The sequence below is a fragment of the Micromonospora musae genome, from assembly GCF_003626545.1.
GTDB lineage: Bacteria > Actinomycetota > Actinomycetes > Mycobacteriales > Micromonosporaceae > Micromonospora > Micromonospora musae.
The window spans coordinates 107068-130366 of the sequence record NZ_RAZS01000007.1 but is presented as its reverse complement, the minus strand read 5'-3'; the positions used below and the strand labels follow the sequence as shown (position 1 = coordinate 130366).

Genomic DNA, 23299 nt, shown 5'->3' with positions numbered 1-23299 from the left:
ACGTGACCAGGGCCACAGCGGTCCCGCCGACCACTCCGGCCCCGTGGCCCCCGGTCGTCGACCACGACCGCCGGGCCGCGCTGCTCCGCCGTCAGCCGCCGGCGACCGCGTCGGCGGCCCGGCGGTTCGCGCCCCGGCGCGCCGCGCGCAGCTGGCGCGGCGTGACCGCCCGCTCGACCAGGGCCAGCACCACCTCCACCGAGACGGCGAGCGCCGCCACCAGCACACCCCCGGCGAGGATCTGGCCACCACCGGCGGCGATGTCCAACCCGAACCCGGCCCGGATGATCTGGCCCAGCCCGCCGCCGTTGACGAACGAGGCGAGCGCCGCGGTGGCCACCACCTGCACGGCGGCGGTCCGGAACCCGGCCGCCAGGTACGGCACGGCGAGCGGCAGCTCCACCTGCCGTAGCACCTGCCAGCCGGAGAGCCCCATGCCGCGTGCGGCGTCCCGCGCCTCCGGATCGGCCTGCCGCACCCCCGTGTACGCGTTGGCCAGCAGCGGCGGCAGCGCGAAGACCGCCAACGCGACGATCACCGACGGCCGCCCGAAACCGAGGAAGGTCAGCGGCAGGATGGTGAGCAGGGCGAGCGTCGGGATGGCGAGAGTCACGTTCGCCACCAGCACGACCAGGCCACCGGCGCGCCCGGTGTGGCCGAGCCAGAGCCCGATCGGCCAGGCCACCAGGCAGCCCAGCGCGACCGCGGCGGCGGAGAGGACCAGGTGCTCGCCGAGCCGGTCCAGCACCCCGCCGGGGTTGGTCCAGTTCAGCGGGTCGTTGAGCCAGACGACGGCCTGCTCGATGACGCTCATGAGGATCTCCGGGTGAGCCACGGGGTGAGCAGCCGGCCGACCCCGGCGAGGATCAGGTCCAGCACCAGGGCGAGCAGGACGCAGAGCAGCGTCCCGGCCATGATCTGCGCCTTGTAGAAGTTGTTCTGGAAGCCGGCGAAGATCACCTGGCCGAGTCCGCCGCGCCCCACCACCACCCCGACGGTGACCAGCGCCACGGTCGAGACGGTGGCCAGCCGCAGCCCGGTGAGGATCCCCGGCAGGGCGAGCGGCAGCTCGATCCGGAACAGCCGTCCCCACCGGCCGTAACCCATGCCCTCGGCCGCCTCCCGCACCTCGGGTGGCACCTGGGTCAACCCGGCGACCGTGTTACGCACGATCACGAGCAGGGCGTAGAGCACCACCACGGTGAGCACCGTCACCGTACCGATGCCCAGGTAGGGGGCGATGAACGCGAAGAGCGCCAGGGAGGGGATGGTGTAGAGCACCCCGGTGAAGGCGAGGATCGGGCCGGCGAGGGGACGGAACCAGTACGCCACCACGGCCAGCGGCACGGCGATCAGGGCGGCGATCAGCACCGCGCGGGCGGTCAGCGAGGCGTGGTCGCGCAGCGCGACGGTGAGCGTGTCAGAGTTGTCCCGCAGGTACTGCCAGGAGAACCACGGGTTGCCCGGGTCGGCCCGGTAGCTCAGGCGGAAGGACATACGTGGACGTTACCCCGGAGACCTCCGGCGCCAACGGGCGCGCGACCACCGGCGAGCGGCGCGCGGCGTCGATCACGCTGGAGGGCGTCCGCAAGCGTTACCCGGACGGGACCGAAGCCGTACGCGGGCTGAGCCTCGAGGTCGGCGCCGGCGAGCTGGTGGTGCTCATCGGCCCGTCCGGCTGCGGCAAGTCGACGGTGCTGCGGATGATCAACCGGATGATCGAGCCGACCGGAGGCCGGATCCTCCTCGGCGACGAGGACGTCACCCGGGTCGACCCGGTAGGGCTGCGCCGCCGGATCGGCTACGTCATCCAGAACGTCGGCCTCTTCCCGCACCAGACGGTCCGGGCGAACGTCGCGACCGTTCCGAAGCTGCTCGGCTGGCCCCGGGAGCAGGTCCGGAGCCGGGTGGACGAGCTGCTGGAGCTGGTCGGCCTCGACCCGGGCACGTTCGGGGGCCGGTACCCGCACGAGCTCTCCGGCGGGCAGCGGCAGCGGGTCGGCGTGGCCCGCGCGCTCGCCGCCGACCCGGTGGTGCTGCTCATGGACGAGCCGTTCTCCGCCGTGGACCCGATCGTCCGTACCCGGCTGCAGGAGGAGTTCCTCCGGCTGCAGGCCGAGGTACGCAAGACGATCGTGCTGGTCACCCACGACCTCGACGAGGCGGTCCGGCTCGGTGACCGGGTCGCGGTGCTCTCCGAGGGCGGTCACCTGGAGCAGTACGCCCCACCGGCGGCGCTGCTCGGCACGCCGGCCACCCCGTTCGTCCGCGAGTTCGTCGGCGCCGACCGGGGCATCCGTCGGCTGGTGGTCACGCCGCTGCGCCGCGAGGCGCTGGAGCCGGTGCCCGCCGACGGGGCGACGGACGCGCCGACCGTACCGCTCGACGCCTCGGCGTACGACGCGCTCGCGACGCTGCTCACCTCGGCGGCGCAGCGGGTGGTGGTCACCGACGGGGGCCGACCCGTCGGCGCGCTGGACCGCCAGCACCTGCTCGACCTCGCCGCCGGACCCGGCGATCAGACCCGGCCGTAGTGACCGGCCGGGCGGAGCGGGAACCGCGCGGCCGTCCCGGGTCGCCCACGCCTCGTGCCGCCGCCGCCTCGCCCGTGGCCGACCGTGAGATCAGGTGCGGCCGGGGCGACGGGCCCCGGACCGGCTGGATCAGGCGCGGCCGCCGAGGCTGGCCACGCCGATGACCCAGCCGCTGAGGAATCCGTAGCTGGCCCCCTCACCGGCGGCCTGCAACGCGCCGAGCATCGACGGCCCCGGCCCGAGGAGGACCGCCAGCAGCCCGGCGAGGCCGCCGGCCAGCACGAACGCCGCCCAGCCGGAGAAGAACTGGCTGAACCCGCCCGGCACCCGGGCCACCTGCGAGGCCGGCAGCACGTAGAGCAGCGCCGCCGCGAGGATCACCAGCAGGATGGCCCGCAGGTCGGCGGCGAACACCCCGCCGCCCTGGTCGCCGTCGTGGATCCGCCAGGCCGGCCAGGCGAGCAGCCGCAGGTACCAGCCGGCCGCCGAGTTCGGATCGGTGTGGTTCCCGGCCCAGCCGGTGTACGCCGGGCTGCCGGCCACGGCCACGAGCACGAGCGCGGCGAGCGCGCCGGTGCCGGCGGCCGTGCCGTACCGGCTGACCGCGCCGGTCCGGTTGGTGAGCGCCATGATGTTGTCCGTTCCCGGCCCGCGGAGGCGGGCGGATCTCCGAGTACCTGTCGCGTCAGTGCTTCATCAGGTAGTCGATGAAGGCGGCCCGCAGCAGCGGGGCCGTCTCCTCGTAGTCGTGGCCGGAGAGCTCCCGCAGGAGCGCGGCGGCCTCGTCGATGATCGGCCCGACGGAGTTCGGGGCGCCGTCCAGCGCGGCCGCCTCGTCCGCGTTCGGCAGGTGACGCAGCACCGACCAGAAGAAGCCGACGTCGACCCGCTCCCGGGCGAGCGCGAACGCCCGCTCCCGCAGCTCCTCGGTGGGGAGTGCGTCCAACTCCGCGAAGGTGTGACCGCCGGTGGGGGTGGCAGGTGTCTCGCTCATGCCGCCGAGCCTAACCGCCGAGATCACCTCCGGCTCGTCGGACATGGCCCCAGCTCAGCGGGCGTCGTCCCAGCGGCGCGGTTCGCTCTCCCAGCGGGGCGACCGCCACGGGTCCAGCGGCGCGTCCGCGGCCGGTGTCGGCAGGACCGGCGGCCAGTCCTCCACCGGCCCGGGCACCGTCCAACCCGAGCTGATCGTGCCGTCGGCGGGCGGCTCCGGCGTCTGCACGGTGGGCGATCCGGGACGCCCGTACCGCTCGATGAGCCGGGTGACGAGCAGCCCGATCCCCAGGGCCGCGCCGCCGACCGCCCACCGGCTCACCGTCCAGTCGCGCGCGTCGACATAGGCGAGGAACGCGCTGACCAGCCCGACCGCGAAGACGGTGCCGAAGATCCCGCCACGGCGGCCGTACGCGCTGGTGCCGCCGAGCAGCGCCACGCCGACGGCGAGCACCGTCCAGTCCAGGCCGGTGGTGGGGGCCACCGGTGCGGCGTCGTTGGCGGCGACGAGGACACCGGCCAGCATGGCCAGCAGGGTCGAGCCGATCAACGCGCCAGCGGTGACGACCGCGGCGACCGCCCCGCGGCGGCGCGCCGGATCCGCCACCGGACGGAACCGGCCGACGAGCCGACGGACCGGCCGGATCGCGCCGAAGAGGCCGCCGAGGACGGCCACCGCGGCGAAGCCGGCGACGAGGTAGTACGCGTGCCGGCGCGGGTCGTACTCACCCTGCACCAGCACCGGCGTGGAGCGCTGCTCGATGTACACGATGACGCCCGCCGCCCCGGCGAGGCTCGCCGCCCAGCCCGGCACGTGCAGCACCACCACGGCCAGCCCGAGGAGCAGGCCGGCGATCGCGGCGACCACGGCGGCCGGGGCCATGGCGGCCAGCACGCCCCGGTCGCTCTGCTCGGCGAAGTGCAGCCCGGCGGCGACCGCGACCGGCCCGATGGCGAGGTTCACCGCGGCGGTACGCAGGCTCAGCCCGGCGGCGAGGACGAGCAGTCCGAGGGCGGCCACGTCGACCAGCAGCGACTGCAGCGCGGTGGCACGCAGCACGGCCGGGTCCTCTTGCCAGAGCAGCCAGACGACGGCGGCCAGCCCGATCAGCAGGACGATCTCCCAGCCGATGTGAACGCCGACGCGGTCCCGACCGGGCTCACCGTGGAACGGGTCGTCGAAGACGTTGTCCAGCACGGCGGCGGGCACTCCGGACGAGGGCTCGACGGGCGCTTCCCGGCCCGGTTCGTCGTACCCCATGACGCCGCCTCCCCCTGGCCGGTCGTCCGGTCCGACGTGCGGGCGGACCGGCGGCGGCCATTGCTGTCCGGTCGGAGGCACCGTACCCGCGTGGTGAGCCGCACGTAACCCCCCAGCCGTCACGGGAGGGCGGTGGCTGGGCTCAGCGTTGGCCGGGGCGGCTCTCCCGGTCGTCGGGCTCCCGCTCGTCCTCGGGCCGTTCCGGCACCCGGCAGGAGCGCTCCAGCCAGAGCGCGGCGGCGACCAGGGCCAGCGAGGCGATCAGCCCGCCGACCGCCGGGGCACGGTCCTCGGTGGCGGCGCGGGTGGACTCGACGAAGAGCCACCCGGTCAGCCCGGCGTAGAAGCCGGCGAAGATGGCGCCGGCCAGCGACGACGCCTTGGCCAGCACCACGAACCGGGCCACCATCAGCGCGTTGACCGGCTCCCGGCCCGGTCGGCGCTCGATGCGGCCCCGGGTGTTGACGGCGGCGTACCCCTCGAGCACGGCGAGCACGGCGAGCGTGACCACCGGCAGCCACGGCAGCTGGGGGATGCCGCTGTAGTAGAAGGTGCTGATCAGCAACCAGGCCGCCGCGGCGGCGGCCAGCCCGGCCACCACGAGGGTGGAGATCCGGGTCGGGCCCATCCGCGAGCGGTCCGGTCCCGTCCCGCCCGGCTGCGGGGACTGCGCCTGCGTCATGCCGGCCGGCTCCGCTGGGTCATGCCGTCGACTCTAACTCCAGATCCGGGCGCGGGCGCACTTCCGGCGCGTCGGCGGCGGCGGCGCCGGTCTCCAGCAGCTCGGTGAGCCGGCCGTGGCCGGGCAGCTCACCGTCCGGCTGAATGTCGATCCACGGCCGCAGGACGAACGCCCTCAGGTGGGCGCGGGGGTGCGGCAGGGTCAGCTCGGGGTCGTCGCTGAAGACCGGCTCGTCGTCGTCGCGCCGGACCGCGATGACGTCGACGTCGAGGGTGCGCGGCCCGAAGCGCCGTCGCGGGTCGCGGACCCGCCCGGCGGCGCGCTCCGCGGCCCGGGCCCGCTCCAGCCAGTCGTACGGGCCGGCGGTCGGGTCCTCGGCGAGCAGCACCGCGTTCAGGTACGCGGGCTGGTCCGGGTCCCCCCACGGTGGAGTCTCGTACACGTCGGAGACCAGGCGGACCGCGTCGCCGAAGCCGGCGACGGCGCAGCGCAGGTGGGCGAGGCGATCGCCGAGATTGCTGCCGAGGGAGAGGACCGCGCGGCTCACCGGGCACGGCCACGGGTCATGGTGACGGCGACGTCGGTGAAGGTGTGCGGCACGGGCGCCTCCGGCTTGTGCACGGTCACGGTCGCGCTCGCCACCCGCGGGTCGGTCAGGCACACGTCCAGCAGCCGGTCGGCGAGCGTCTCGATCAGATCGACCGGGTCGCCGGTCACGACGGCGACCAGCCGGTCGGCCAGCTCGCCGTAGTGAACGGTGTCGGCGACGTCGTCCGAGCGCGCGGCGGGGCCGAGGTCGAGCTCCAGCACCACGTCGACGACGAAGTCCTGCCCCTGTTCGCGCTCGAAGTCGTACACCCCGTGCCGGCCGCGGGCCCGTAGGCCGGTCAGCGTGATCCGGTCGGTCACCGACGCCCCTCTCCCGCGCCGGCCGACCCGGTCGTCGCGCCGACCGGCGCGACCAGGCGCGGACCGCCGGTGGCCCGCCAGACGGCGAGCGCGTCCACGGTGGCGCGTACGTCGTGCACGCGCACCCCCCAGGCGCCGGCCGCCACGGCGAGCACGCTGGTGGCCACGGTGGCCGCCTCGCGGTCGTCGGGCGGGCGTGGGGTCCCGTCCGCGGTGGCGAGCAGCCGGCCGAGGTAGGACTTGCGGCTGGCCCCGAAGAGCAGCGGGTAGCCGAGGTCGAGCAGCTCGGGCAGGCGGGCGCTGAGCTGCCAGTTGTGTTCGGCGGTCTTGGCGAAGCCGAGCCCCGGGTCGACGACGATCCGGTCGGCGGCCACCCCGGCCCGCAGCGCCGCGTCGACGCGCTGGGCCAGCTCGGCCCGGACGTCGGTGACCACGTCGGTGTAGTGGGCCAGCTCGCGCATGCCCCGGGAGTGCCCGCGCCAGTGCATCAGCACCCACGGGCAGCCCGCGTCCCGCACCACCCGGGCCATGTCCGGATCGGCCAGCCCGCCGGAGACGTCGTTGACCACGGCCGCCCCGGCGGTCAGGGCCGCCTCGGCGACGCGGGCCCGGGTGGTGTCGATGCTGACGGGCACGCCCGCGGCGGAGAGTTCGCGGATGACGGGGACCACCCGGGCGGCCTCGGTCTCCGGGTCGACCCGCTCGGCGCCGGGCCGGGTGGACTCGCCGCCCACGTCGATCAGGTGCGCCCCTTCGCCGTGCAGTCGGACGCCGTGTCCGACGGCGGCGTCGAGGTCGGCGTACCGTCCGCCGTCGGAGAAGGAGTCGGGCGTGACGTTGAGGACGCCCATCACAACGGGGGCCGGGGCCCGCACCAGATCGGTCACGACTAGACCGTACCGGTCGGCGGTGGGGCCTCCACCGTCCCGGGGCGGGCCTACAGAGCGGCCCTGACATGCGCATTGGAACAGGTGTACGATCGGTCGTCCGGGTCGTATCGGGCAGCCTCTTCGCGGCTTGTCGCATTCCGGGGCGGCCCGTACGCTGTGGAATTGCCCAGCATCGAGATGGCGAAGCGTGGAGGGAGGGCCGAAGCGGGACCAAATCGCCCAAAACTCGCCACCCTCTGTGGTGAGTAACGAACGCAGAGCAACTTGGCTGCGCTCGAATTGGACATTTTTACCCGTGGGCTTTCCAACTGCACCGCTGCGGCGCCGCCGGCCGCGTTTTGGGGAGGTTTCAGTGATCGCCATCGAGCTCATGGAGCAGGCGTCGTCCGGCGTCGCCCACGCGCTCTCCGCCTTGGCGTCGACTCCACTCGCCGAGCCGGAACCGAAGGGCATCGACACGAACAGTGTCGTCACCTTCTTCGCCAGCAAGATCGCGCCGATCCTGCTCGCCGTCCTCGGCGTCATCTTCATCGGCCGAGCCAGTCGCGGCGAGATCTCCAAGGTGCTGACCAGCTCGGCCATCGCGATCGTCGGCCTGGCCTTCATCGCCGGGGCGGCGACACTCTTCTTCGTCGGCGACTACCTGATCGACCTGATCTTCGAATAGGGCGCGGGCGACATGCGGCTGCGCACCGACGACGACATCTACCGGGCCCGCCTGGTCTATCTCGGGCCGCCCGGCTACACCCTTCCCGTCCACCTCCCGTACGCCCAGTACGGGCTCTTCATGCTGCTCGTCCCCCTCTACATGTTCATCCACTGGCTGTTCACGTTGCAGGTCGAGCTCTTCCCCGCCTGGGAGATCGCGCTCGCCATCGTGAGCACGTCGTTCGTCTTCCGGTACGTCGACCCGGACCGGCCCGCGCGAGTGGTGATCCGCACCGCGCTGACGGACTGGCGACGCACCCGGGAGCCCGCCGCCGAGCAGCGCGACCCTCGCCTGGTCGGCAGCGGGATCAGGATCCGGGAGGAACTGGCATGACCGGACGTACGCCGACGGGGCGGTCACACGATGCGGGTGAGGCGGTCGCATGAGTCGCAATTCCACGCCGGGTTCCCCGGCTGGCCGTCCGGCCGCGCCGGGTAGTCACCGTGCGCGTTCGCTCGACTACCCAGAGGCCGAGGAGCTGGACGAGAACGCCCTCGATCCGGCGCTGGCCACCTCACCCGGGCACGGCGGGGTGGGCGTCTTCCGGGCACCCCGCCCGCTGGCGCGGCGCACCCCGCCCGGCGACCCGGTGACCCGACGAGCCAACCCGGCGGAGCAACCACCGCCCCGGAGCCCGTCGCCGACCGGCGCGGAGAGTCCCGACATCGACTCACCCTTCCTCGACCTCTTCGGCGCCCCCCGCCCCGGTACCGCCCGCCCACTCACGGCGGCGCGACGTCCCGAGCGGGAACACCCCCCGATCCCGCCGCAGCCGGCCGCGATCGAGCCGGCGCCGGCGGCCCCCGCCACGCCGCCGCGGCCGCAGCCCTCCGGCGCCGGGCAGGAGCCGGTGCCGACCACCGCGCCCCGCTCCCGCAGCGACCGGGTGACCGGAGAGGCACCCGAACCGGTCACCCGTACGCGAGTGCCGCACCAGGCCGGCGACCGGTTGCCGGCCCGACGGCCGGTGGTCGAACCGGAGCCGGTGGCCGAGCAGCCTCGGCAGATACCACCTGCCCCGCCGGTACCCACTCCCGCGCCCCGCCCTCCCGCGGAGAGCCCGGCGGAACACCTCGGGCGCGAGGTCGCACCGCCACGGCAGCGGTCACCGGAACGGCGGGACAAGCCGATCAAGCCGACCCGGGTGAAGCCACCGAAGATCAAGTTCGGTGACCGCGACCCGTCGGTGGAGCTGGCCATCACCGAGATCGCCGGTCACCTCACCTTCACCCCGAACACCGTCACCGCCTGGTACTGGCTGCCCGAGGTCCGCTGGGCGTTCCGGCCGGACGCCGAGCGCGAGGCGCTGCTCGCCGCCATCGCCGAGCAGTACGCGGGCCTCGCCGGCTTCCGATTGCACCTGCGCCGCACCACCCGGCCGTTCCCGGCCGACGAGTGGGCCCGGACCGTCGACACGCACACCGTCGCCCCGCTGCCCGACGTGCCCGGCACACCGAGCTGGGCCGACCATCTCGTGGCCGCGCAGCGGCACCTGATGTCGGTCAACCACGCCGAGGGGCAGACGTACCTCGGGGTGACCTTCGCCCGCCGGTCGCTCGGCGACTCGCTCAGCGAGCGGGTGCTGCGGACCTTCGGCCGGGGCGTCGCCGAGGGCGAACGCCGCCGCCTCGGCCGGACCGTCGAGCAGTTCGACGAGGTGCTCGGCGCGTTCGGCATGCGCGGGCGACGGGTGACCGCGCAGGAGCTGGAGTGGCTGCTCTACCGCTCGGTGGCGCTCTGCATGGCACCGCCCGGGACGCTCTCGCCGGTGACCAACGGACGGTGGGAACGCGGCGACCTGCTCGCGCTCACCGAGCAGATCGAGCGCTACCGCACCCCGTACGGCACGACGGTGAAGCTGGTCAACCGGATGACCGGCGAGGAGCGCCACGTCGCCGTGCTGGCCGTGGGGCGGATGGAGCCACTCGAGATCCCCGAACGGCACGAGCCCTGGCTGCACTTCCACGAGCGGCTGCCCTGGCCGATGGAGCTCTCGACCCGGGTCGACATCCTCGGCTCGGGTGACTCGTTCCGCAACCTCGAGCACCGCCTGCGCATGATCCGCTCGCAGCAGCTCGACTACGCCGAACACGGCATCGACGCCCCGCCGGAGCTGGAGCGGCTGGCCAAACGGGCGCTTGTGATCGGCGACGAGATGACGACCGGCCTGCCCATCGACTCGGCCCGCGCCCACGGCTGGCACCGCCTCGCGGTCGGCGGCCGGACCCGGGAGGAGTGCATGGAACGGGCCCGCCGGCTCATCCAGCTCTACTCGCGTGAGCTGCGCATCTCCCTGCAACACCCGAAGAACCAGGACTGGCTGGCCCGGGAGTTCATTCCGGGTGAGCCGATCGCCAACACCGGCTACGTCCGCCGGATGCCGGTGCCACTGCTCGCCGCCGCGCTGCCGCAGGCCGCGTCGACCGTCGGCGACCGGCGCGGCGACCTGATCGGTCGCACCGCGGGCACCTGCCGGCGGCCCGTCTTCCTGGACCTGCACTACCCCATGGAGGTACGCGAACGCTCCGGCCTCGCCGTCTTCGTGGCCGAGCCGGGCGGTGGCAAGTCGACCCTGCTCGGTGCGCTCGGTTACCTCTCCGCCCGGCGGGGTGTCCAGGTCACGCTGCTCGACCCGTCCGGCCCGCTCGCCCGGCTCTGCAGCATGCCGGAGCTGGCCCCGTACTCCCGGGTGCTCAACCTCACCGGCTCCGAGCACGGCACCCTCGCCCCGTACGCGCTCATCCCGACGCCCCGGCGCAGCGAGTTCGGCACCGGCGCCGCCGGCGACCGGGAGTACGAGATCGCGGTCTCCAACGCGCGGGCCGAGCGGCGGATGCTCGTCCAGGACATCTGCATGATGCTGGTGCCGCCGCAGGTCGCCCGCGAGGCGTCGACCGCCACGCTGTTCCGGCACGCGGTACGCCAGGTGCCGGCCGAGGAGACGTCCACCCTGGACGACGTGGTGACCGTGCTCGGCCAACTCGACGACGACACCGGCCGGGAACTCGCCAACCTCCTGCTGGACACCGCCGAGATGCCGCTGGCGATGCTCTTCTTCGGCCGGCCGCCCGAGGGCATGCTCGGTCCGGACGCCGCGCTCACCGTGATCACCATGGCCGGCCTGCGCCTGCCCGACCTGAAGATCGAGCGCGAGTACTGGTCGGCCGAGGAGGCGCTCGCCCTGCCGATGCTGCACACCGCGCACCGGCTCGCCGTACGCCGCTGCTACGGCGGGTCGATGTCGTCCCGGAAGCTCGTCGGCCTGGACGAGGCGCACTTCATGGAGGGGTGGCGCTCCGGCCGCTCCTTCCTGGTACGGCTCGCCCGCGACTCCCGCAAGTGGAACCTGGCCGCGCTGGTCGCCTCCCAGAACCCGCGCGACATTCTCGGTCTCGACGTGCAGAACCTCGTCTCGACCGTCTTCGTCGGCCGGATCGCCGAGGACAACGAGATCGCCTCGGAGGCGCTGCGGCTGCTACGGGTACCGGTCAACGACGGCTACGAGGCCACCCTCGCCTCGCTCTCCACCGCCGACGCCACATCGTCCACCCGACTGGGCTTCCGCGAGTTCGTCATGCGGGACGTCGACGGGCGGGTGCAGAAGGTCCGGGTGGACGTCTCGTACGTCGACCGACTGCTGGAACACCTCGACACCACGCCCGCAGCGGTCGCCGCAGCGGCCGGGGTGCTGCCGAGCGTCCCCCTGCCGGATCTGGAGGCGTGACATGGCGAGGGCCCGAGCAAGGATCACGGCGTTCCTGCTCGCGCTCGGCCTGCTGGCCGGAGCCACGATCGCCTGGCCGTTGATCGGGGCGTCTCCGGCGTCCGCCGCCCCGGTGGTCGCGCAGTCGCAGGCCGACCTCTGCACGACTCAGGAGTGGCAGGCGGACTTCCGCGCCTGCGTCCAGCGGCTAGGGAATTCCGTCGAGGGGCAAGTCAATTGTTGGAAGTCTCCGACGCCGACTGCGCCCGATTCCGGCCTGGCCGGCTGGTTCGCCTCACGACCCGACGCCTCGAAACAGCCCGGCCCGAAGGGCTTCTACACCGACTACGGCTACGCCGGTTACAGCTACACGACGTACCGGATCGACGACGGCTGCGTCTCTACCGTGCTCCACCCGGACTACAAGTTCAGCAACACCATCGCCAACGGCGAGTTCATGGTCGCCACTGCGATCATGGGCGCGTCCAACGCGCTGCGCGAGCGGGCCTGGGACCCGCGGTCGATGTGGAGTTGGGCCGACCCGCTGGTGGACCAGGCGACCAAGGCGATCTACCAGAAGGTGTTCAGCGTCTTCGGCATCGTCACGCTCTGTGTGGTCGGGCTCTACCTGCTCTGGCGGTCGCGTCAATCCGACATGAGCAACGCCATGACCACGGCGGGTTGGGCGTTGTTCGTGATGGTGGCCGTGACGGCCCTCGCTGCCTGGCCGGTGAAGTCGGCAAACGTCGCCGACAGCACTCTGATCACCGGCCTCGGCGTGGTGCACGACGCCCTCGGCCCCGCGTCCAGGGGCACGCCTCCGGACAGATGCGCTGTGCCGAACCCGGACGCATGTGTCGAGAAGCGACCCCCCGCGGTGCGCGCCAGTGACACCGCGACCGAGGCCATGCTCTACCGCAACTGGCTGCGCGGTGTTCTGGGCTCGGCCGACAGCGAGACTGCGAAGAAGTACGGTCGGGCCCTTTACGACGCGAAGTCCCTCTCCTGGGAGGAAGCGGAGAAGCTTCGCGCTAACCCGGCAACGCGTACCGCCACCATCCAAGCAAAACAGCGGCAGTGGGCCCAGGTGGCGGAGCAGATAAGAATCGAGGACCCGGAGGCGTACGAGTACCTCCAGGGGGTCCGAGACATGGACCGGGTGGGCGCCGGTTTCATCGCGGTGCTCGCGTCGCTGCTCTTCGCCATGTTCGACCTGACGGCATCGCTGCTGGTGCTGCTCGGCTTCCTCATCTTCCGGTGGGCCGTGATCGCCGCGCCGATCCTCGGCACCATCGGTCTACTCAGGCCGGCCAGCGCCGGCCTGCGCCGGCTCGGGAACGCCGTGGTGGCCGCCATCTTCAACATCGCCATCTTCGGCACCGGGGCCGCCGTCTACCTCTTCGCGGTTGATCTGATCATGAGCACGCCGAGCCTTCCCGGCTGGCTCCAGGTGGTGCTGGTCTGGCTCTGCGGCGTGGTCGGCTGGTTGCTGCTGCGTCCGTACCGCCGGATCACCCAGCTCGGTGGCAAGGACAGCAGCGAGGCGGTCGGCTCGGCCGGATCGTGGCACCGCCGGTTCTTCCGCGACATGCGGACCGCCGCGCGGCTCGACCCGGCCGAACCCGGCGGCACGGCCGAGCCCACCATGGGACGCCGAAAAGCGGTGGTGGCGGAGCAGACGAGGCTTCGGCCGGAGGCCCGGCACGAGGACCCAGTGCACACCGCGCCGGACCGCGGCGACCGGCAGCGCTCCGACGGCCGTGAACGGACCGAGGGCGCGCCGACGATCGAGGAGAACCCGGCGGCTCGACCGGCCGCGCCGCGACCCAGACGCGGCCAGCCGGGCACCTGGACGGCGCCGGACGTGCCGGAGGAACGCCCCTCGTACGTCGTCTACCGGCCCGGATCCGGGGAGAGCGTGCCCGAGCGAAGCGCACCGCGGATCCGCACCGAGGCCAGGTGATCGCGGTGCGACGGGCGCTCGAATTCCTCTTCACCCGGGTGCTGCGGTCCCGGATCGGGATCGCCCTCGCCCTCGCGGTGGTCGTGTTCGGCATCATCGGCGCGGCCCGGCTGCTGTCGGGGCCGATCGATCCGTCCCTCGGGCTGAGTAACCGGCCCACCGAACCGATAACCACTGTCGACCCGCACGCGGGCGACGACGGGCTGATCGCCGGCGAGGAGCCACGCGACCCGGTCACCCGACCGGGTGCGCTGAAGCCGGAGCAGACCGCCGACCGCTTCGTGACGGCTTGGCTCGGGAAGCCGGGAATGACCGCCACCGAGTGGCGCGAAGGCATGCGACAGCTGTCGACGCCCGCGCTCATCGCGAAGATGGCCGAAGCGGCGCCTGAGACGGTGCCGGCTCACGAGGCGACCGACGAGGCCACCCTGCGGCCCAGAACCGAGACCTTCGTCGAGGTGCTGGTGCCGATGGACACCGGCCGGCTCCGGCTGGAGCTGGTGGCACCGGACGGCGAGTGGCTGGTCGACGCGGTGGACTGGGAGCAGGGATGAACGACGAGAAGCCTCCCCGACGTCGGCGGCTGCCGCTGCGTGCGTTCGCCGCAGCGTCCACCGTGGCGCTGGCGCTCCTCTGCTGCACCGGCGGGACGGCCGCCTTCTTCCTCACCGAGCTCGGTGGGGGCTCCGCCGAGCAGATGACGCCGATGAGCGTCGAGTGCACCGGAGACTTCCAGGTCAACGTGAGCGGGAAGATGCCGCGGATGGCCGACTACGGCGACAGCCAGCTCCGCAACGCGGCCCGGATCATCGGCACCGGACAGCAGATGAAGGTGCCGCCGCGCGGCTGGGTCGTCGCGGTGGCGACCGCCATGCAGGAGTCCGGCTTGCGGAACCTGGCGAACCGGACCGTCCGGGACTCCCGGGACCTGCCGAACGAGGGCGTCGGCGCCGACCACGACTCGGTCGGGCTGTTCCAGCAGCGGGCCTCCTGGGGCAGTGCGCGGCAGCGGATGACCCCGGAGTACGCGGCGAAGAAGTTCTACGAGAAGCTCGTCGCTATCCGAGGCTGGGAGCAGCTTCCGCTCACGGTGGCCGCGCAGCGGGTGCAGGTGAGCGCGTTCCCCGACGCCTATGCGAAGCACGAGACGGTGGCCGCCCAGATCGTCGACGCGCTCGCCGGCGGCGCGGCGCGGACCGCGCTCGTGTCGGGCCGTGAGGTGTGCGACGCGGCCTCCGGCAAGGAGGTCGCGGCCTCGGGCTGGACCGCCCCCATCGCCGGCCGGGTCGGCTCCGGTTACCGCACCAGCCAACGGCCCGGGCACGACGGCGTCGACATCGCCGCCGGGAAGGGCACGGCGATCCACTCCGCGGCGTCCGGTCGGGTGCTGGTGTCGAAGTGCGACCCCGACAACAGCGGGCGGGAGAGCTGCGACGTGGACGGCTACCCCGGAAAGGGCGGCTGCGGATGGTTCGTCGACATCCTGCACTCCGGCGGGATCATCACCCGCTACTGCCACATGGTGACCAGACCCCAGGTGCAGGAGGGGCAGCGCGTCGCCGCCGGTGAGGTCATCGGCAAGGTCGGCAGCAGCGGAAACTCCTCCGGTCCGCACCTGCACTTCGAGGTGCACGAGGACGGCGACCGGAGCAGCCGGGGCGCGACCGACCCGGTGCCGTTCATGCGGTCGCGGGGCGCGCCCCTCAAGGCGGGAAAGTGAAACCCTGGCCGGTATGAACGAGCCACTGCCCGATCCGTTCGCGGACCGCCCGGACTGGGCACCGCGCCCACCCCGCCCCGTCGAGATCGTGCCCGCGACCGCCCGGGTCGGGCTACGCGGCCAGCGGGTGCGGGTCGGCCTGCCCGGGCTCGGCTGGCGCGGCGACCTCAGGGCGGACGACCGGGTGGTGCAGAGCAGCCGGACGTACGTGCCGGTCATCCCGGAACACGAGTGGTACCGCGCCGAGACCGACCAGGTGGAGGTCTTCGCCCCCCTGATGCCGGTGGAGCGGGTCTGGGTCGAGACGATCGGGGCACCCCTCGAAGGTCCAGCCGGGCGTGATCCCGGCCTTCGACTCGTCTCGCTGGACGGCCCGAGTCACCGGCCGCCGCTCCCGGTCATCGACGCCGACTCGGTGGTCGGACGGCGTGTGGTCCACGTCGTCGACTCGACCGAACAGCGCGACCTACGCGCGGTCACCGAGACGTACTCCGGAGCCGACGGGGACATCTGCGTACGTGTCACGCCCGAGGCGGAGTGGTACCGCTGGGCCTGGCGAGGGCAGGCGCCCACCACCCTGGAAGTACCGGTGCACCTGCTCTGGATCGAATAAGTCAACCGACCGGGCTAGCACCGCAAACACGCCAGTCGTCGCCCAACTGGGTGCTCACCTGCCAAGGCTGCCGATCGCTTTGGGCGGTCCCCCCCACGGCCGCCGATATGATCAATGTAACCCCGACGAGCGCCTGGTCATCCTGCTGCTGAACGTCGAGGCGTCCCCAGCTCACGGTGATCGGCACCCCGAACCTCTCTTGGCGCGCCATCAGATCATCCCGCAACGCCTGGAGCTGTTGAGGGTGACCATTCCCGCAGGTGAACTGCTCCGCGCGCACGTCGTTGCGGTCAACGAGGAACGCGCGGAGATAGTTGTCCACGACGACGTCGGGGGCGCTTCGGTCCGGAGTGGTGGCGCGGTCGTAGAGCACGTAGCCGGTGATCCCAGCGCCTACGCAGAGCAGTGCGAGCACCCCCGCGACCACCGTGAGGACGGTACGGAGCGGGCGGCGGGGACGCTCCGGCGCCGGGGCGACCGGGACAGGTGGCAGCTGCTCGGAGGGGGGCCGCTGCGCCGGTACGCGGGATACCTGGGAACCGGCGGGGGGCTGCACTGATTCCACGTCCTGAGGCTATCGGTCGAAGGCCGCGTACCCAATGCCTCAATTTTCGGCGGATCGTGATGGAGTGCTCGCCTCCGGTGAGATGACGGACGACACCTTCGCGCCGCCGCCCCACCTCCGAGGGAAGGGGCACCACCTGGGATACCGTCTCTGCTCGGGAGGTTGCCAGCCTCGAACAGAGGGGGTGGACACGGTGGCCGGTCCGAAGGCACGCACGAATCGCGCCGCCGCACTGCACCGCCAGGCTGCCGCCACCGCGACGGCGGCCGCGAGCATCCTCGACGAGATCCGGCCCGCTCCGGCCGATCAGCGCCGGCAGTACGAGCTGGCCAACCACCTCCGCACGGTGGCCGCGTCGATGGCTCCCGGCTGGGCGGGCGCTGCCCTGGAGACGCTCGCCGCCGACACGCCGCCCGGTGAGGGCCCGCCGTCCTTCGTCCGGGTCGGCACCGCGGCACCGCTGGACGACGCGCGCTTCCCCGCCCTGGTGCCGCTGGTCGGCACCGGTCACCTCAGCATCGACACCGACGTACGGGACGCTCGCGTCGCGGGTCTGCTCCGCGCCGTCCTGCTGCGTTCGGTCGGGGCGACGCCACCCGGCGCGCTGCTGGTCCGCGCGGTGGACGCCACCGGCGCTGCCCTGGCGCCGTTCGCCCCGCTGGCCGACGCCGGCCTGCTCCCGCCACCGGCGTCGGACCTGCCGGGTCTGCGGGCGGTGTTGACCGAGGCCGAACAGTGGGTGACTCCGGGTGCCAGCGGGCGACGCCGGCACGACCGGACCCTGCTGCTGGTGATAGCCGCCCTTCCGGAGTTGACCGCGCCGAACGACCTGGCCCGGATCGAGGCGCTGGCCGAGCAGGGACCGGCTGCCGGGCTGCACCTGGTGGTCGCCGGTTGGGCGGGCGCGGGCCCGTACGCGAACCGCCCGCCGCTGCCCCGGGCGACGACGCTCGCGCTGCGCAACGCGTACGCGCTGCTCGGCGACCCGCCCGGCACCTCGTTCACGAGTCCCGGCGTGGATCCGCCGCACGGGCTGAACTCACCGGTCCTCGTCGAGCCGGATCCGCCGGCCGAACTGGTGGACACGGTCTGCCGGCGGCTCGCCGCCGAGGTCGAGGCGGGTTCCCGGTTGTCGCTCGCCAACGTGCTGCCGCTCACCGGCGATGTGCTCTGGTCAGCGGACTCGGTCGATGGGATGACGACCACGGTGGGTGACGCCGGCGGGCGGCCGGTGCCGCTCGGGTTCACCGAGCTGACTCCGCACTGGCTGGTCAGTGGCCGCTCCGACGGCGACCGGTCGGCGTTCCTGACCAACGCCCTGCTCGGCCTGTGCGCCCGGTACGGCCCGGAGGAGCTGGCGCTCTACCTCGTGGACCTGGCCGACGGGGAGTCCTTCGTGGAGTTCCTCCAGACGGAGCGGGACCGGTCCTGGATCCCGCAGGTCCGGGCGGCCGCGATGACCGCCGACCGCGAGTACGTGCGGGACCTGTTCGTGCAGTTGGCGACCGAGGTGCGCCGCCGCGAGGAGGCAGGTCGCCGGGTGGGCGGGCAGCGCTTCGCCGAGCTGCGCCAGCACACCGCGCTACCCCGCATCGTCTGCGTGGTCGAGAACGTGGCGCTGCTCTTCGCCGAGCGGGACCGGCTCGGCGCGGACCTCGCGGCCCATCTCGAAGCTCTCGCCCGCTCGGGTCGGGCGTACGGCGTCCACCTGGTGCTGGCCGGAGCCGGGGATCTGGGGTTGCCGGGGCGGTCGGACGCCGGTCACCGGGACTCGCTGCTCGGGCAGTTCCCGGTCCGGGTGGCCTTGCCGGGTGGTGGGGCGGTCCTGGAACCCACTAACGATTCGGCGGCCGGCCTCCCGGTGGGCAGCGCGGTGGTGAACACGGCGGGCGGGCTCGGTGGCCCTCGGGGAGCGGTGCGCGGCCACGAGCGGTTGATCCGGTATTCGGATCCGCAGAACGAACCGGAGACGGTGGAGCGGCTGCGGCACGAGCTCTGGACGGCCCGGCCGGAGGGTTCCGCGCCGCCGGTGGTGTTCGCCGGGTACGCCCGGCCGCTGCTGCGCAACGACCCCCGCTACCGGGCGGCGGTCGGGGGCGAGGCGCACGCGCCGGCCGCCCTGCTGGGTCGGGCGGTGGATGTGGCCCGGTCGACTGTGGTCGTACCGCTCGGTCCGGCGGCGGGGCGCAACCTCGCCGTCCTCGGGCCCGGCCCGGAGGCGGCCCTCCTGCTGGCCACCGCGGTCCGGAGCACCGCCGCTCACCACCGGCCGGGCACGGCCCGGTTCGTCGTCGCCGCCGCAGATCCGGCCTGCCGGCCGCTGGCCGAGGCGCTCACCGCCGAGCTGGCCGCCGAGCATCCGGCCACGACCGTCGACGTCGCCGGCCTGCTCGACGTCGCCACCGCCGCCGGGTCCGCCGCAGACGCCACGGAAGCGGACGACACGGAGGAGACCGCACCGGCCGGCGGTCCGACGTACCTGGTGGTCTTCGGCGCGGGCCGGGCGGACGCCGAGGAGCTACCGGTCGAGCTGATGCGAACGCTGCTCCGGGAGGGTCCACCGGCCGGTCGGCACCTGCTCGGCTGGTGGCGGGTGGTGCCGCCGTTCGCCGCTCTGCTCGGGCCGGAGGATGCCGTCGACAAGCTGGCGGCCGTCGTGGCGGTGGGCGTGCCGGGTGCCCAGCTCGCCAGCGTCTTCCACCGTCCGGTGGAGTGGCGTCCACGCCCGGGCCGGGCGGTGCTCTGGGACGGGCCGGACGAGCAGGGCCTGGTCCTGGTGCCGTTCGCCGAAGAGGAGCCGAGGGCATGAGCCGCAACGGGCGGAAGACGGCCACGGTCACGCGGGACGAGGGGCAGAACCCGGCCGGCCCGGGCCGCCAGCGCACCGCTGAGCAGCAGGAGAAGATCGCCGACGCGGCGGCCCCGGCTGACGCCGCGTTGGACGCCTGGCAGGACTACCTGGCGGCGGCTCGCAAGCTGGACGGGGTACGCCGATCGGCCGCGGCCGCCGCCGGTGAGCAGGCCCGCTCGGTGCAGGCGGCCCGGGAGGAGTTGGCGGAGGTCCGTACCGGGCTGGCCGCGCAGCAGACCCGGTTGCGGGAGCGCGGCGTACCGCAGATCTCGCTGGTGCCGTCGCCGCCGGAGCTGACCGAGGAGACCCGCTCGATGACGGGCGGGCCGGCGGCCGTGCTGACCGGGCTGCGGACCGCCCGGGAACGGGTCGACGCGGCGGAGGGGCTGCTGGTGACGCGACGTCCGCTCCGCCCCGCGGGCTGGGCCGCCCGGTCGCGCAACCTGCTGGTTTACGGCCCGCTCGCGCTGGTGGTGCCGCTGATCCAGGTGGTGGTGTACGTCGCGACCGGTGCCGGTGCGGCGACCGTCGCCGCCCTGATCTGTGGCTTGCCGATGCCGGCGGTGGCTTTCGTGGCCGGGTGGATCGGCGTCGGGCGGCTCTTCCGGTCGACGGGCGCCGGCCGGGTGGACCGTACGTCGCGGTTCGGCGCGCTGGTCTGCCTGGTGCCGGCGGTGCTGGTCACGGCGGGCCTGCTGCTCGCCATGCTGGCCGGCTGAGTACGCGGGCGGGTACGGAAACGGCCGGCCGCCCTGGGTGCGGGTCGGCCGGCCGGGTGGTTCGTCGGGTCAGCGGGGCAGGATCAGGGCCATCGCCTCGGAGCGGGACTTCGCGTCGTTCTGGAGCGTGCCACGCACCGCCGACGTGATCGTCTTGGCGCCGGACTTCTGGATGCCACGCATCGCCATGCACATGTGCTCGCACTCGAGGACGACGATCACGCCTCTGGGCGCGAGCTTCGCCATCAGCAGGTCGGCGACCTGCGTGGTGAGCCGCTCCTGCACCTGCGGTCGGCGGGCGTAGACCTCGACCAGCCGGGCCAGCTTGGAGAGCCCGGTGATCCGCCCGTCCGGGCCGGGAATGTAGCCGATGTGGGCGCTGCCGCGGAACGGCAGCAGGTGGTGCTCGCAGAGGCTCATGACGTCGATGTCCCGGACGATCACCAGTTCCTGGTGGTTGGCCTCGAAGGCGGTGCTGAGCACCTGGGCCGGGTCGACGCGCAGGCCGGCGAAGAGCTCGGCGTAGGCCCGGGCCACCCGGGCCGGGGTCTGCCGGAGCCCGTCGCGATCGGGGTCCTCGCCGACCGCGATCAGGATCTCGCGGACCGCCTTCTCGATCCGGGCCAGGTCGACGCTCTCCTCGACCGGGCCACCGGTCAGCTTCCCGTTGATCAGCCGCGCGGCGATGTAGTCCAGCATGTCGTCGCCGTCGGGCTCAGTCGCGGAGGCGGCCAGCCCCCGAGGTTCGGGGCTGGCCGCCGGGTCCGTGGTGCTCAGTGCGTACCGTCCGAGTTGTTCGAGGCGTTGCCGCCGACCCCCGCCTGGGCGCCGTCGGCCTGGGCCTGCGCCTTGAGCGCCTCCTTCTCCGCCGGGGTGAGTACCGGCGGCTCGGTGGAGGGCTGGCGCTTGCCGAAGCCGTTGTACGGCGCGAGCGGCGGTCGCTTGACCACCCGGGCGCAGATCCGGGCCATGTCGGCGGTGGAGAGGGTCTCCTTCTCCATCAGCTCGAGCACGATGTTGTCCAGGACGTCCCGGTAGTCGACCAGGATCTCCCAGGCCTCGTCGTGCGCCAGTTCGATGAGCGCCCGCATCTCGCCGTCGATCTCGGCGGCCACCGCGTCCGAGTAGTCCCGCTCGTGGCCCATGTTGCGGCCGAGGAACGGCTCGTCGCCGCTGGTGCCGTACTTGATCGCACCGAGCTTGGAGCTCATGCCGTACTGGGTGATCATCGCCCGGGCCAGCTGGGTGGCCTTCTCGATGTCGTTGCCGGCACCGGTGGTGGGCTCGTGGAAGACCAGCTCCTCCGCGGCCCGGCCGCCCAGCGCGTACGCCAGGGTGTCGATCATCTCGGCCCGGGTCTGGGTGTACTTGTCCTCCGTGGGCAGCACCAGGGTGTGGCCCAGCGAGCGACCGCGGGACAGGATCGTCACCTTGTGCACCGGCGCGGCGTGCGGCAGCGCCCAGGCGACCAGCGCGTGGCCACCCTCGTGGTACGCGGTGATCTTCTTCTCCTGGTCGCTCATCACCCGGGTCCGGCGCTGCGGACCGGCGATCACCCGGTCGATCGACTCCTCCAGGGAGTCGTTGCTGATCGCCCGCTGGTCCTTACGGGCGGTGAGCAGAGCCGACTCGTTGATCACGTTGGCCAGGTCGGCGCCGCTGAAGCCCGGAGTACGCCGGGCCACCGAGTCGAGGTCGACGTCGGGCGTGAACGGCTTGCCCTTGGCGTGCACCCGCAGGATGGCCTTGCGGCCCTCCATGTCCGGCGCGTCCACCGGGATCTGCCGGTCGAAGCGGCCCGGGCGCAGCAGCGCCGGGTCCAGGATGTCCGGCCGGTTCGTGGCGGCGATCAGGATGACGCCGCCCTTGGTGTCGAAGCCGTCCATCTCGACCAGCAGCTGGTTGAGGGTCTGCTCCCGCTCGTCGTGGCCACCGCCCATGCCGGCGCCACGGTGCCGGCCGACGGCGTCGATCTCGTCGACGAAGACGATCGCCGGAGCGTTCGCCTTGGCCTGCTCGAAGAGGTCACGGACCCGGCTCGCACCGACACCGACGAACATCTCGACGAAGTCGGAGCCGGAGATGGAGTAGAAGGGCACCCCGGCCTCGCCGGCGACCGCGCGGGCCAGCAGCGTCTTACCGGTACCGGGCGGGCCGAAGAGCAGCACGCCCTTCGGGATCTTGGCGCCCAGGGCCTGGTACTTGGCCGGGTTCTGGAGGAAGTCCTTGATCTCGTGGAGCTCCTCCACCGCCTCGTCGGCGCCTGCGACGTCCGCGAAGGTGGTCTTCGGCGTGTCCTTGGTGATCATCTTGGCCTTGGACTTGCCGAAGTTGAGCACCCGGGAGCCGCCGCCCTGCATCTGCGACATGAAGAAGAGCAGCAGAAGCACGAGCAGCACGATGGGGAGCAGGTTCACCAGCAGGCTCACCCAGATGCTGTCGGACGACACCTTCGTGTCGGCGGGGCCGGTGATCCGGTTGGCCGCCTTGGCGTCGAGCACCTCCTGCCAGACCCGGCCGCCCACCTCGTAGGGGAACTGGGCCTCGATCCGGTCGGTGGTGGTGTCGCCGAACTTGGTCTTCTGGGCGAGCTTGAGCTGGAGCGTCTGCTCCTTGTCCTGGAAGACCGCGCTATCGATCTTGCTTGTGTGGAGCTGGTCCAGCGCAACGGAAGTGTCCACCCGGTGGTAGCTGGGTCCCGAGGTGAACAACTGACTGAGAACAACGGCGCCGAGGATGACCAGGATGATCCAGACCACCGGTCGGCGGAAGAAACGCGTACGTTCCATGCTGTTGTCGGGTGCCTGAGCGCCCGCATCCTCCTGATCGACGTCCTGACCGTCTGATTGGTGTCGCCGCCGGAGCGGCTGCCGGAGCCGCCCTGCGGGCCGGCCTCGACCGCCGAGGAGCGACAAATTGCCGCGCCGCGGTCATTCGACGGTACACCGTGTGCGCACGGAGTGAGCTTGCGAGCCCCGCACTCGACGCACGCCGGACATCGACGGCACGTCCCGTGGGTCGGGCCCGCCAGCCCGCGCCATCCCGTACGACGGGACCGGGCGGAGACCGGCGTGGCGAGGAGTCCACTCCCGGCCACCCACAAACACCCGGTCACGCGGTCGAGGGGCCGGGCGCGGAGGTGCCTCCACGCCACCGACGTCCACGGTAGTCCGAAGAGCTGAGAATC

Annotated in this window: 21 protein-coding genes and 1 pseudogene; 10 read left to right on the top strand and 12 right to left on the bottom strand. The window is 72.9% G+C overall.

The window, feature by feature from the left end; all coding sequences use genetic code 11:
- Positions 1 to 91 precede the first annotated feature (91 nt).
- Positions 92 to 814 (bottom strand): ABC transporter permease, encoded by a 723-nt coding sequence (locus tag D7147_RS20565; protein WP_120680143.1) that lies wholly within the window; start codon positions 812 to 814, stop codon positions 92 to 94.
- Complete coding sequence (locus D7147_RS20560) at positions 811 to 1497, bottom strand: ABC transporter permease (protein WP_120680141.1); 687 nt, start codon at positions 1495 to 1497, stop codon at positions 811 to 813. Before D7147_RS20560 ends, D7147_RS20565 begins: the two co-directional genes overlap by 4 nt.
- Before the next feature lie 2 nt (positions 1498 to 1499).
- Between D7147_RS20560 and D7147_RS20555 the strand changes: the two genes are divergently transcribed.
- A complete protein-coding gene (locus D7147_RS20555) occupies positions 1500 to 2534 on the top strand; it encodes an ABC transporter ATP-binding protein (protein ID WP_120680139.1) in 1035 nt (344 codons plus the stop codon).
- Between the two features lie 129 nt (positions 2535 to 2663).
- Here the strand turns inward: D7147_RS20555 and D7147_RS20550 are convergent, their stop codons facing one another.
- From D7147_RS20550 to folP, 7 genes are all read right to left on the bottom strand, one after another.
- The gene (locus D7147_RS20550; RefSeq protein ID WP_120680137.1) at positions 2664 to 3164 is read right to left on the bottom strand and encodes a hypothetical protein; all 501 of its coding nucleotides are present in this window, start codon (positions 3162 to 3164) and stop codon (positions 2664 to 2666) included.
- A gap of 55 nt (positions 3165 to 3219) precedes the next feature.
- Positions 3220 to 3528, bottom strand: coding sequence for a hypothetical protein (locus D7147_RS20545; protein WP_120680617.1), 309 nt, complete (start codon positions 3526 to 3528; stop codon positions 3220 to 3222).
- A gap of 54 nt (positions 3529 to 3582) precedes the next feature.
- Positions 3583 to 4788 (bottom strand): ABC transporter permease, encoded by a 1206-nt coding sequence (locus D7147_RS20540; RefSeq protein WP_120680135.1) that lies wholly within the window; start codon positions 4786 to 4788, stop codon positions 3583 to 3585.
- Positions 4789 to 4930: 142 nt separating this feature from the next.
- The gene (locus D7147_RS20535; protein ID WP_120680133.1) at positions 4931 to 5470 is read right to left on the bottom strand and encodes a DUF3180 domain-containing protein; all 540 of its coding nucleotides are present in this window, start codon (positions 5468 to 5470) and stop codon (positions 4931 to 4933) included.
- Between the two features lie 19 nt (positions 5471 to 5489).
- The gene (gene folK / locus D7147_RS20530) at positions 5490 to 6017 is read right to left on the bottom strand and encodes a 2-amino-4-hydroxy-6-hydroxymethyldihydropteridine diphosphokinase (RefSeq protein WP_120680131.1); all 528 of its coding nucleotides are present in this window, start codon (positions 6015 to 6017) and stop codon (positions 5490 to 5492) included.
- Positions 6014 to 6379, bottom strand: coding sequence for a dihydroneopterin aldolase (folB, locus tag D7147_RS20525; protein WP_120680129.1), 366 nt, complete (start codon positions 6377 to 6379; stop codon positions 6014 to 6016). The genes folK and folB overlap by 4 nt, the downstream gene beginning before the upstream one ends.
- Positions 6376 to 7266: a dihydropteroate synthase gene (folP, locus tag D7147_RS20520; protein WP_120680127.1), complete on the bottom strand. Its 891-nt coding sequence runs from the start codon at positions 7264 to 7266 to the stop codon at positions 6376 to 6378. The genes folB and folP overlap by 4 nt, the downstream gene beginning before the upstream one ends.
- A 355-nt stretch (positions 7267 to 7621) precedes the next feature.
- Here folP and D7147_RS20515 point away from each other — a divergent pair, with 355 nt between their 5' ends.
- The 7 genes and pseudogenes from D7147_RS20515 to D7147_RS20485 all read left to right on the top strand — a co-directional run bounded on the left by D7147_RS20515 (position 7622) and on the right by D7147_RS20485 (position 15977).
- Entirely contained in the window at positions 7622 to 7936 is a 315-nt protein-coding gene (locus D7147_RS20515; RefSeq protein ID WP_120680125.1) for a hypothetical protein, read from the top strand.
- Positions 7937 to 7948: 12 nt separating this feature from the next.
- Positions 7949 to 8311 carry a hypothetical protein gene (locus D7147_RS20510; RefSeq protein WP_120680123.1) on the top strand — a complete coding sequence of 121 codons (363 nt, stop codon included), beginning with the start codon at positions 7949 to 7951 and terminating at the stop codon, positions 8309 to 8311.
- A 325-nt stretch (positions 8312 to 8636) separates the two neighbouring features.
- A pseudogene (locus D7147_RS20505) lies at positions 8637 to 11702 on the top strand (ATP-binding protein); the annotation flags it as partial.
- Position 11703: 1 nt separating this feature from the next.
- Positions 11704 to 13644, top strand: coding sequence for an MraY family glycosyltransferase (locus tag D7147_RS20500; protein ID WP_120680119.1), 1941 nt, complete (start codon positions 11704 to 11706; stop codon positions 13642 to 13644).
- Positions 13641 to 14198, top strand: a complete 558-nt coding sequence (locus D7147_RS20495; protein ID WP_120680117.1) for a hypothetical protein — start codon at positions 13641 to 13643, stop codon at positions 14196 to 14198. Before D7147_RS20500 ends, D7147_RS20495 begins: the two co-directional genes overlap by 4 nt.
- A complete protein-coding gene (locus D7147_RS20490) occupies positions 14195 to 15364 on the top strand; it encodes a M23 family metallopeptidase (protein WP_120680115.1) in 1170 nt (389 codons plus the stop codon). The genes D7147_RS20495 and D7147_RS20490 overlap by 4 nt, the downstream gene beginning before the upstream one ends.
- 13 nt (positions 15365 to 15377) lie before the next feature.
- A complete protein-coding gene (locus D7147_RS20485) occupies positions 15378 to 15977 on the top strand; it encodes a hypothetical protein (RefSeq protein WP_120680113.1) in 600 nt (199 codons plus the stop codon).
- Position 15978: 1 nt separating this feature from the next.
- Here D7147_RS20485 and D7147_RS20480 read toward each other — a convergent pair whose 3' ends face one another.
- Positions 15979 to 16533, bottom strand: a complete 555-nt coding sequence (locus D7147_RS20480; protein WP_120680111.1) for a hypothetical protein — start codon at positions 16531 to 16533, stop codon at positions 15979 to 15981.
- A 193-nt stretch (positions 16534 to 16726) separates the two neighbouring features.
- Between D7147_RS20480 and D7147_RS20475 the strand changes: the two genes are divergently transcribed.
- A complete protein-coding gene (locus tag D7147_RS20475) occupies positions 16727 to 19351 on the top strand; it encodes an FtsK/SpoIIIE domain-containing protein (protein WP_120680109.1) in 2625 nt (874 codons plus the stop codon).
- Complete coding sequence (locus D7147_RS20470) at positions 19348 to 20112, top strand: hypothetical protein (RefSeq protein WP_233563258.1); 765 nt, start codon at positions 19348 to 19350, stop codon at positions 20110 to 20112. Before D7147_RS20475 ends, D7147_RS20470 begins: the two co-directional genes overlap by 4 nt.
- 69 nt (positions 20113 to 20181) lie before the next feature.
- Here the strand turns inward: D7147_RS20470 and folE are convergent, their stop codons facing one another.
- Together folE and ftsH are read right to left on the bottom strand one after the other, a co-directional pair.
- Complete coding sequence (gene folE / locus D7147_RS20465) at positions 20182 to 20847, bottom strand: GTP cyclohydrolase I FolE (protein WP_120680107.1); 666 nt, start codon at positions 20845 to 20847, stop codon at positions 20182 to 20184.
- A gap of 38 nt (positions 20848 to 20885) precedes the next feature.
- On the bottom strand, positions 20886 to 22901 hold the full coding sequence (ftsH, locus tag D7147_RS20460) for an ATP-dependent zinc metalloprotease FtsH (protein WP_120680105.1): 2016 nt from the start codon (positions 22899 to 22901) through the stop codon (positions 20886 to 20888).
- Between the last annotated feature and the right edge of the window lie 398 nt (positions 22902 to 23299).

Coding starts and splice junctions, on each gene's coding strand:
- D7147_RS20565 (WP_120680143.1), bottom strand. CDS start 814: ATGAGCGTCATCGAGCAGGCCGTCGTCTGGCTCAACGACCCGCTGAAC.
- D7147_RS20560 (WP_120680141.1), bottom strand. CDS start 1,497: ATGTCCTTCCGCCTGAGCTACCGGGCCGACCCGGGCAACCCGTGGTTC.
- D7147_RS20550 (WP_120680137.1), bottom strand. CDS start 3,164: ATGGCGCTCACCAACCGGACCGGCGCGGTCAGCCGGTACGGCACGGCC.
- D7147_RS20545 (WP_120680617.1), bottom strand. CDS start 3,528: ATGAGCGAGACACCTGCCACCCCCACCGGCGGTCACACCTTCGCGGAG.
- D7147_RS20540 (WP_120680135.1), bottom strand. CDS start 4,788: ATGGGGTACGACGAACCGGGCCGGGAAGCGCCCGTCGAGCCCTCGTCC.
- D7147_RS20535 (WP_120680133.1), bottom strand. CDS start 5,470: ATGACGCAGGCGCAGTCCCCGCAGCCGGGCGGGACGGGACCGGACCGC.
- D7147_RS20510 (WP_120680123.1), top strand. CDS start 7,949: ATGCGGCTGCGCACCGACGACGACATCTACCGGGCCCGCCTGGTCTAT.
- D7147_RS20500 (WP_120680119.1), top strand. CDS start 11,704: ATGGCGAGGGCCCGAGCAAGGATCACGGCGTTCCTGCTCGCGCTCGGC.
- D7147_RS20490 (WP_120680115.1), top strand. CDS start 14,195: ATGAACGACGAGAAGCCTCCCCGACGTCGGCGGCTGCCGCTGCGTGCG.
- D7147_RS20485 (WP_120680113.1), top strand. CDS start 15,378: ATGAACGAGCCACTGCCCGATCCGTTCGCGGACCGCCCGGACTGGGCA.
- D7147_RS20470 (WP_233563258.1), top strand. CDS start 19,348: ATGAGCCGCAACGGGCGGAAGACGGCCACGGTCACGCGGGACGAGGGG.
- ftsH (WP_120680105.1), bottom strand. CDS start 22,901: ATGGAACGTACGCGTTTCTTCCGCCGACCGGTGGTCTGGATCATCCTG.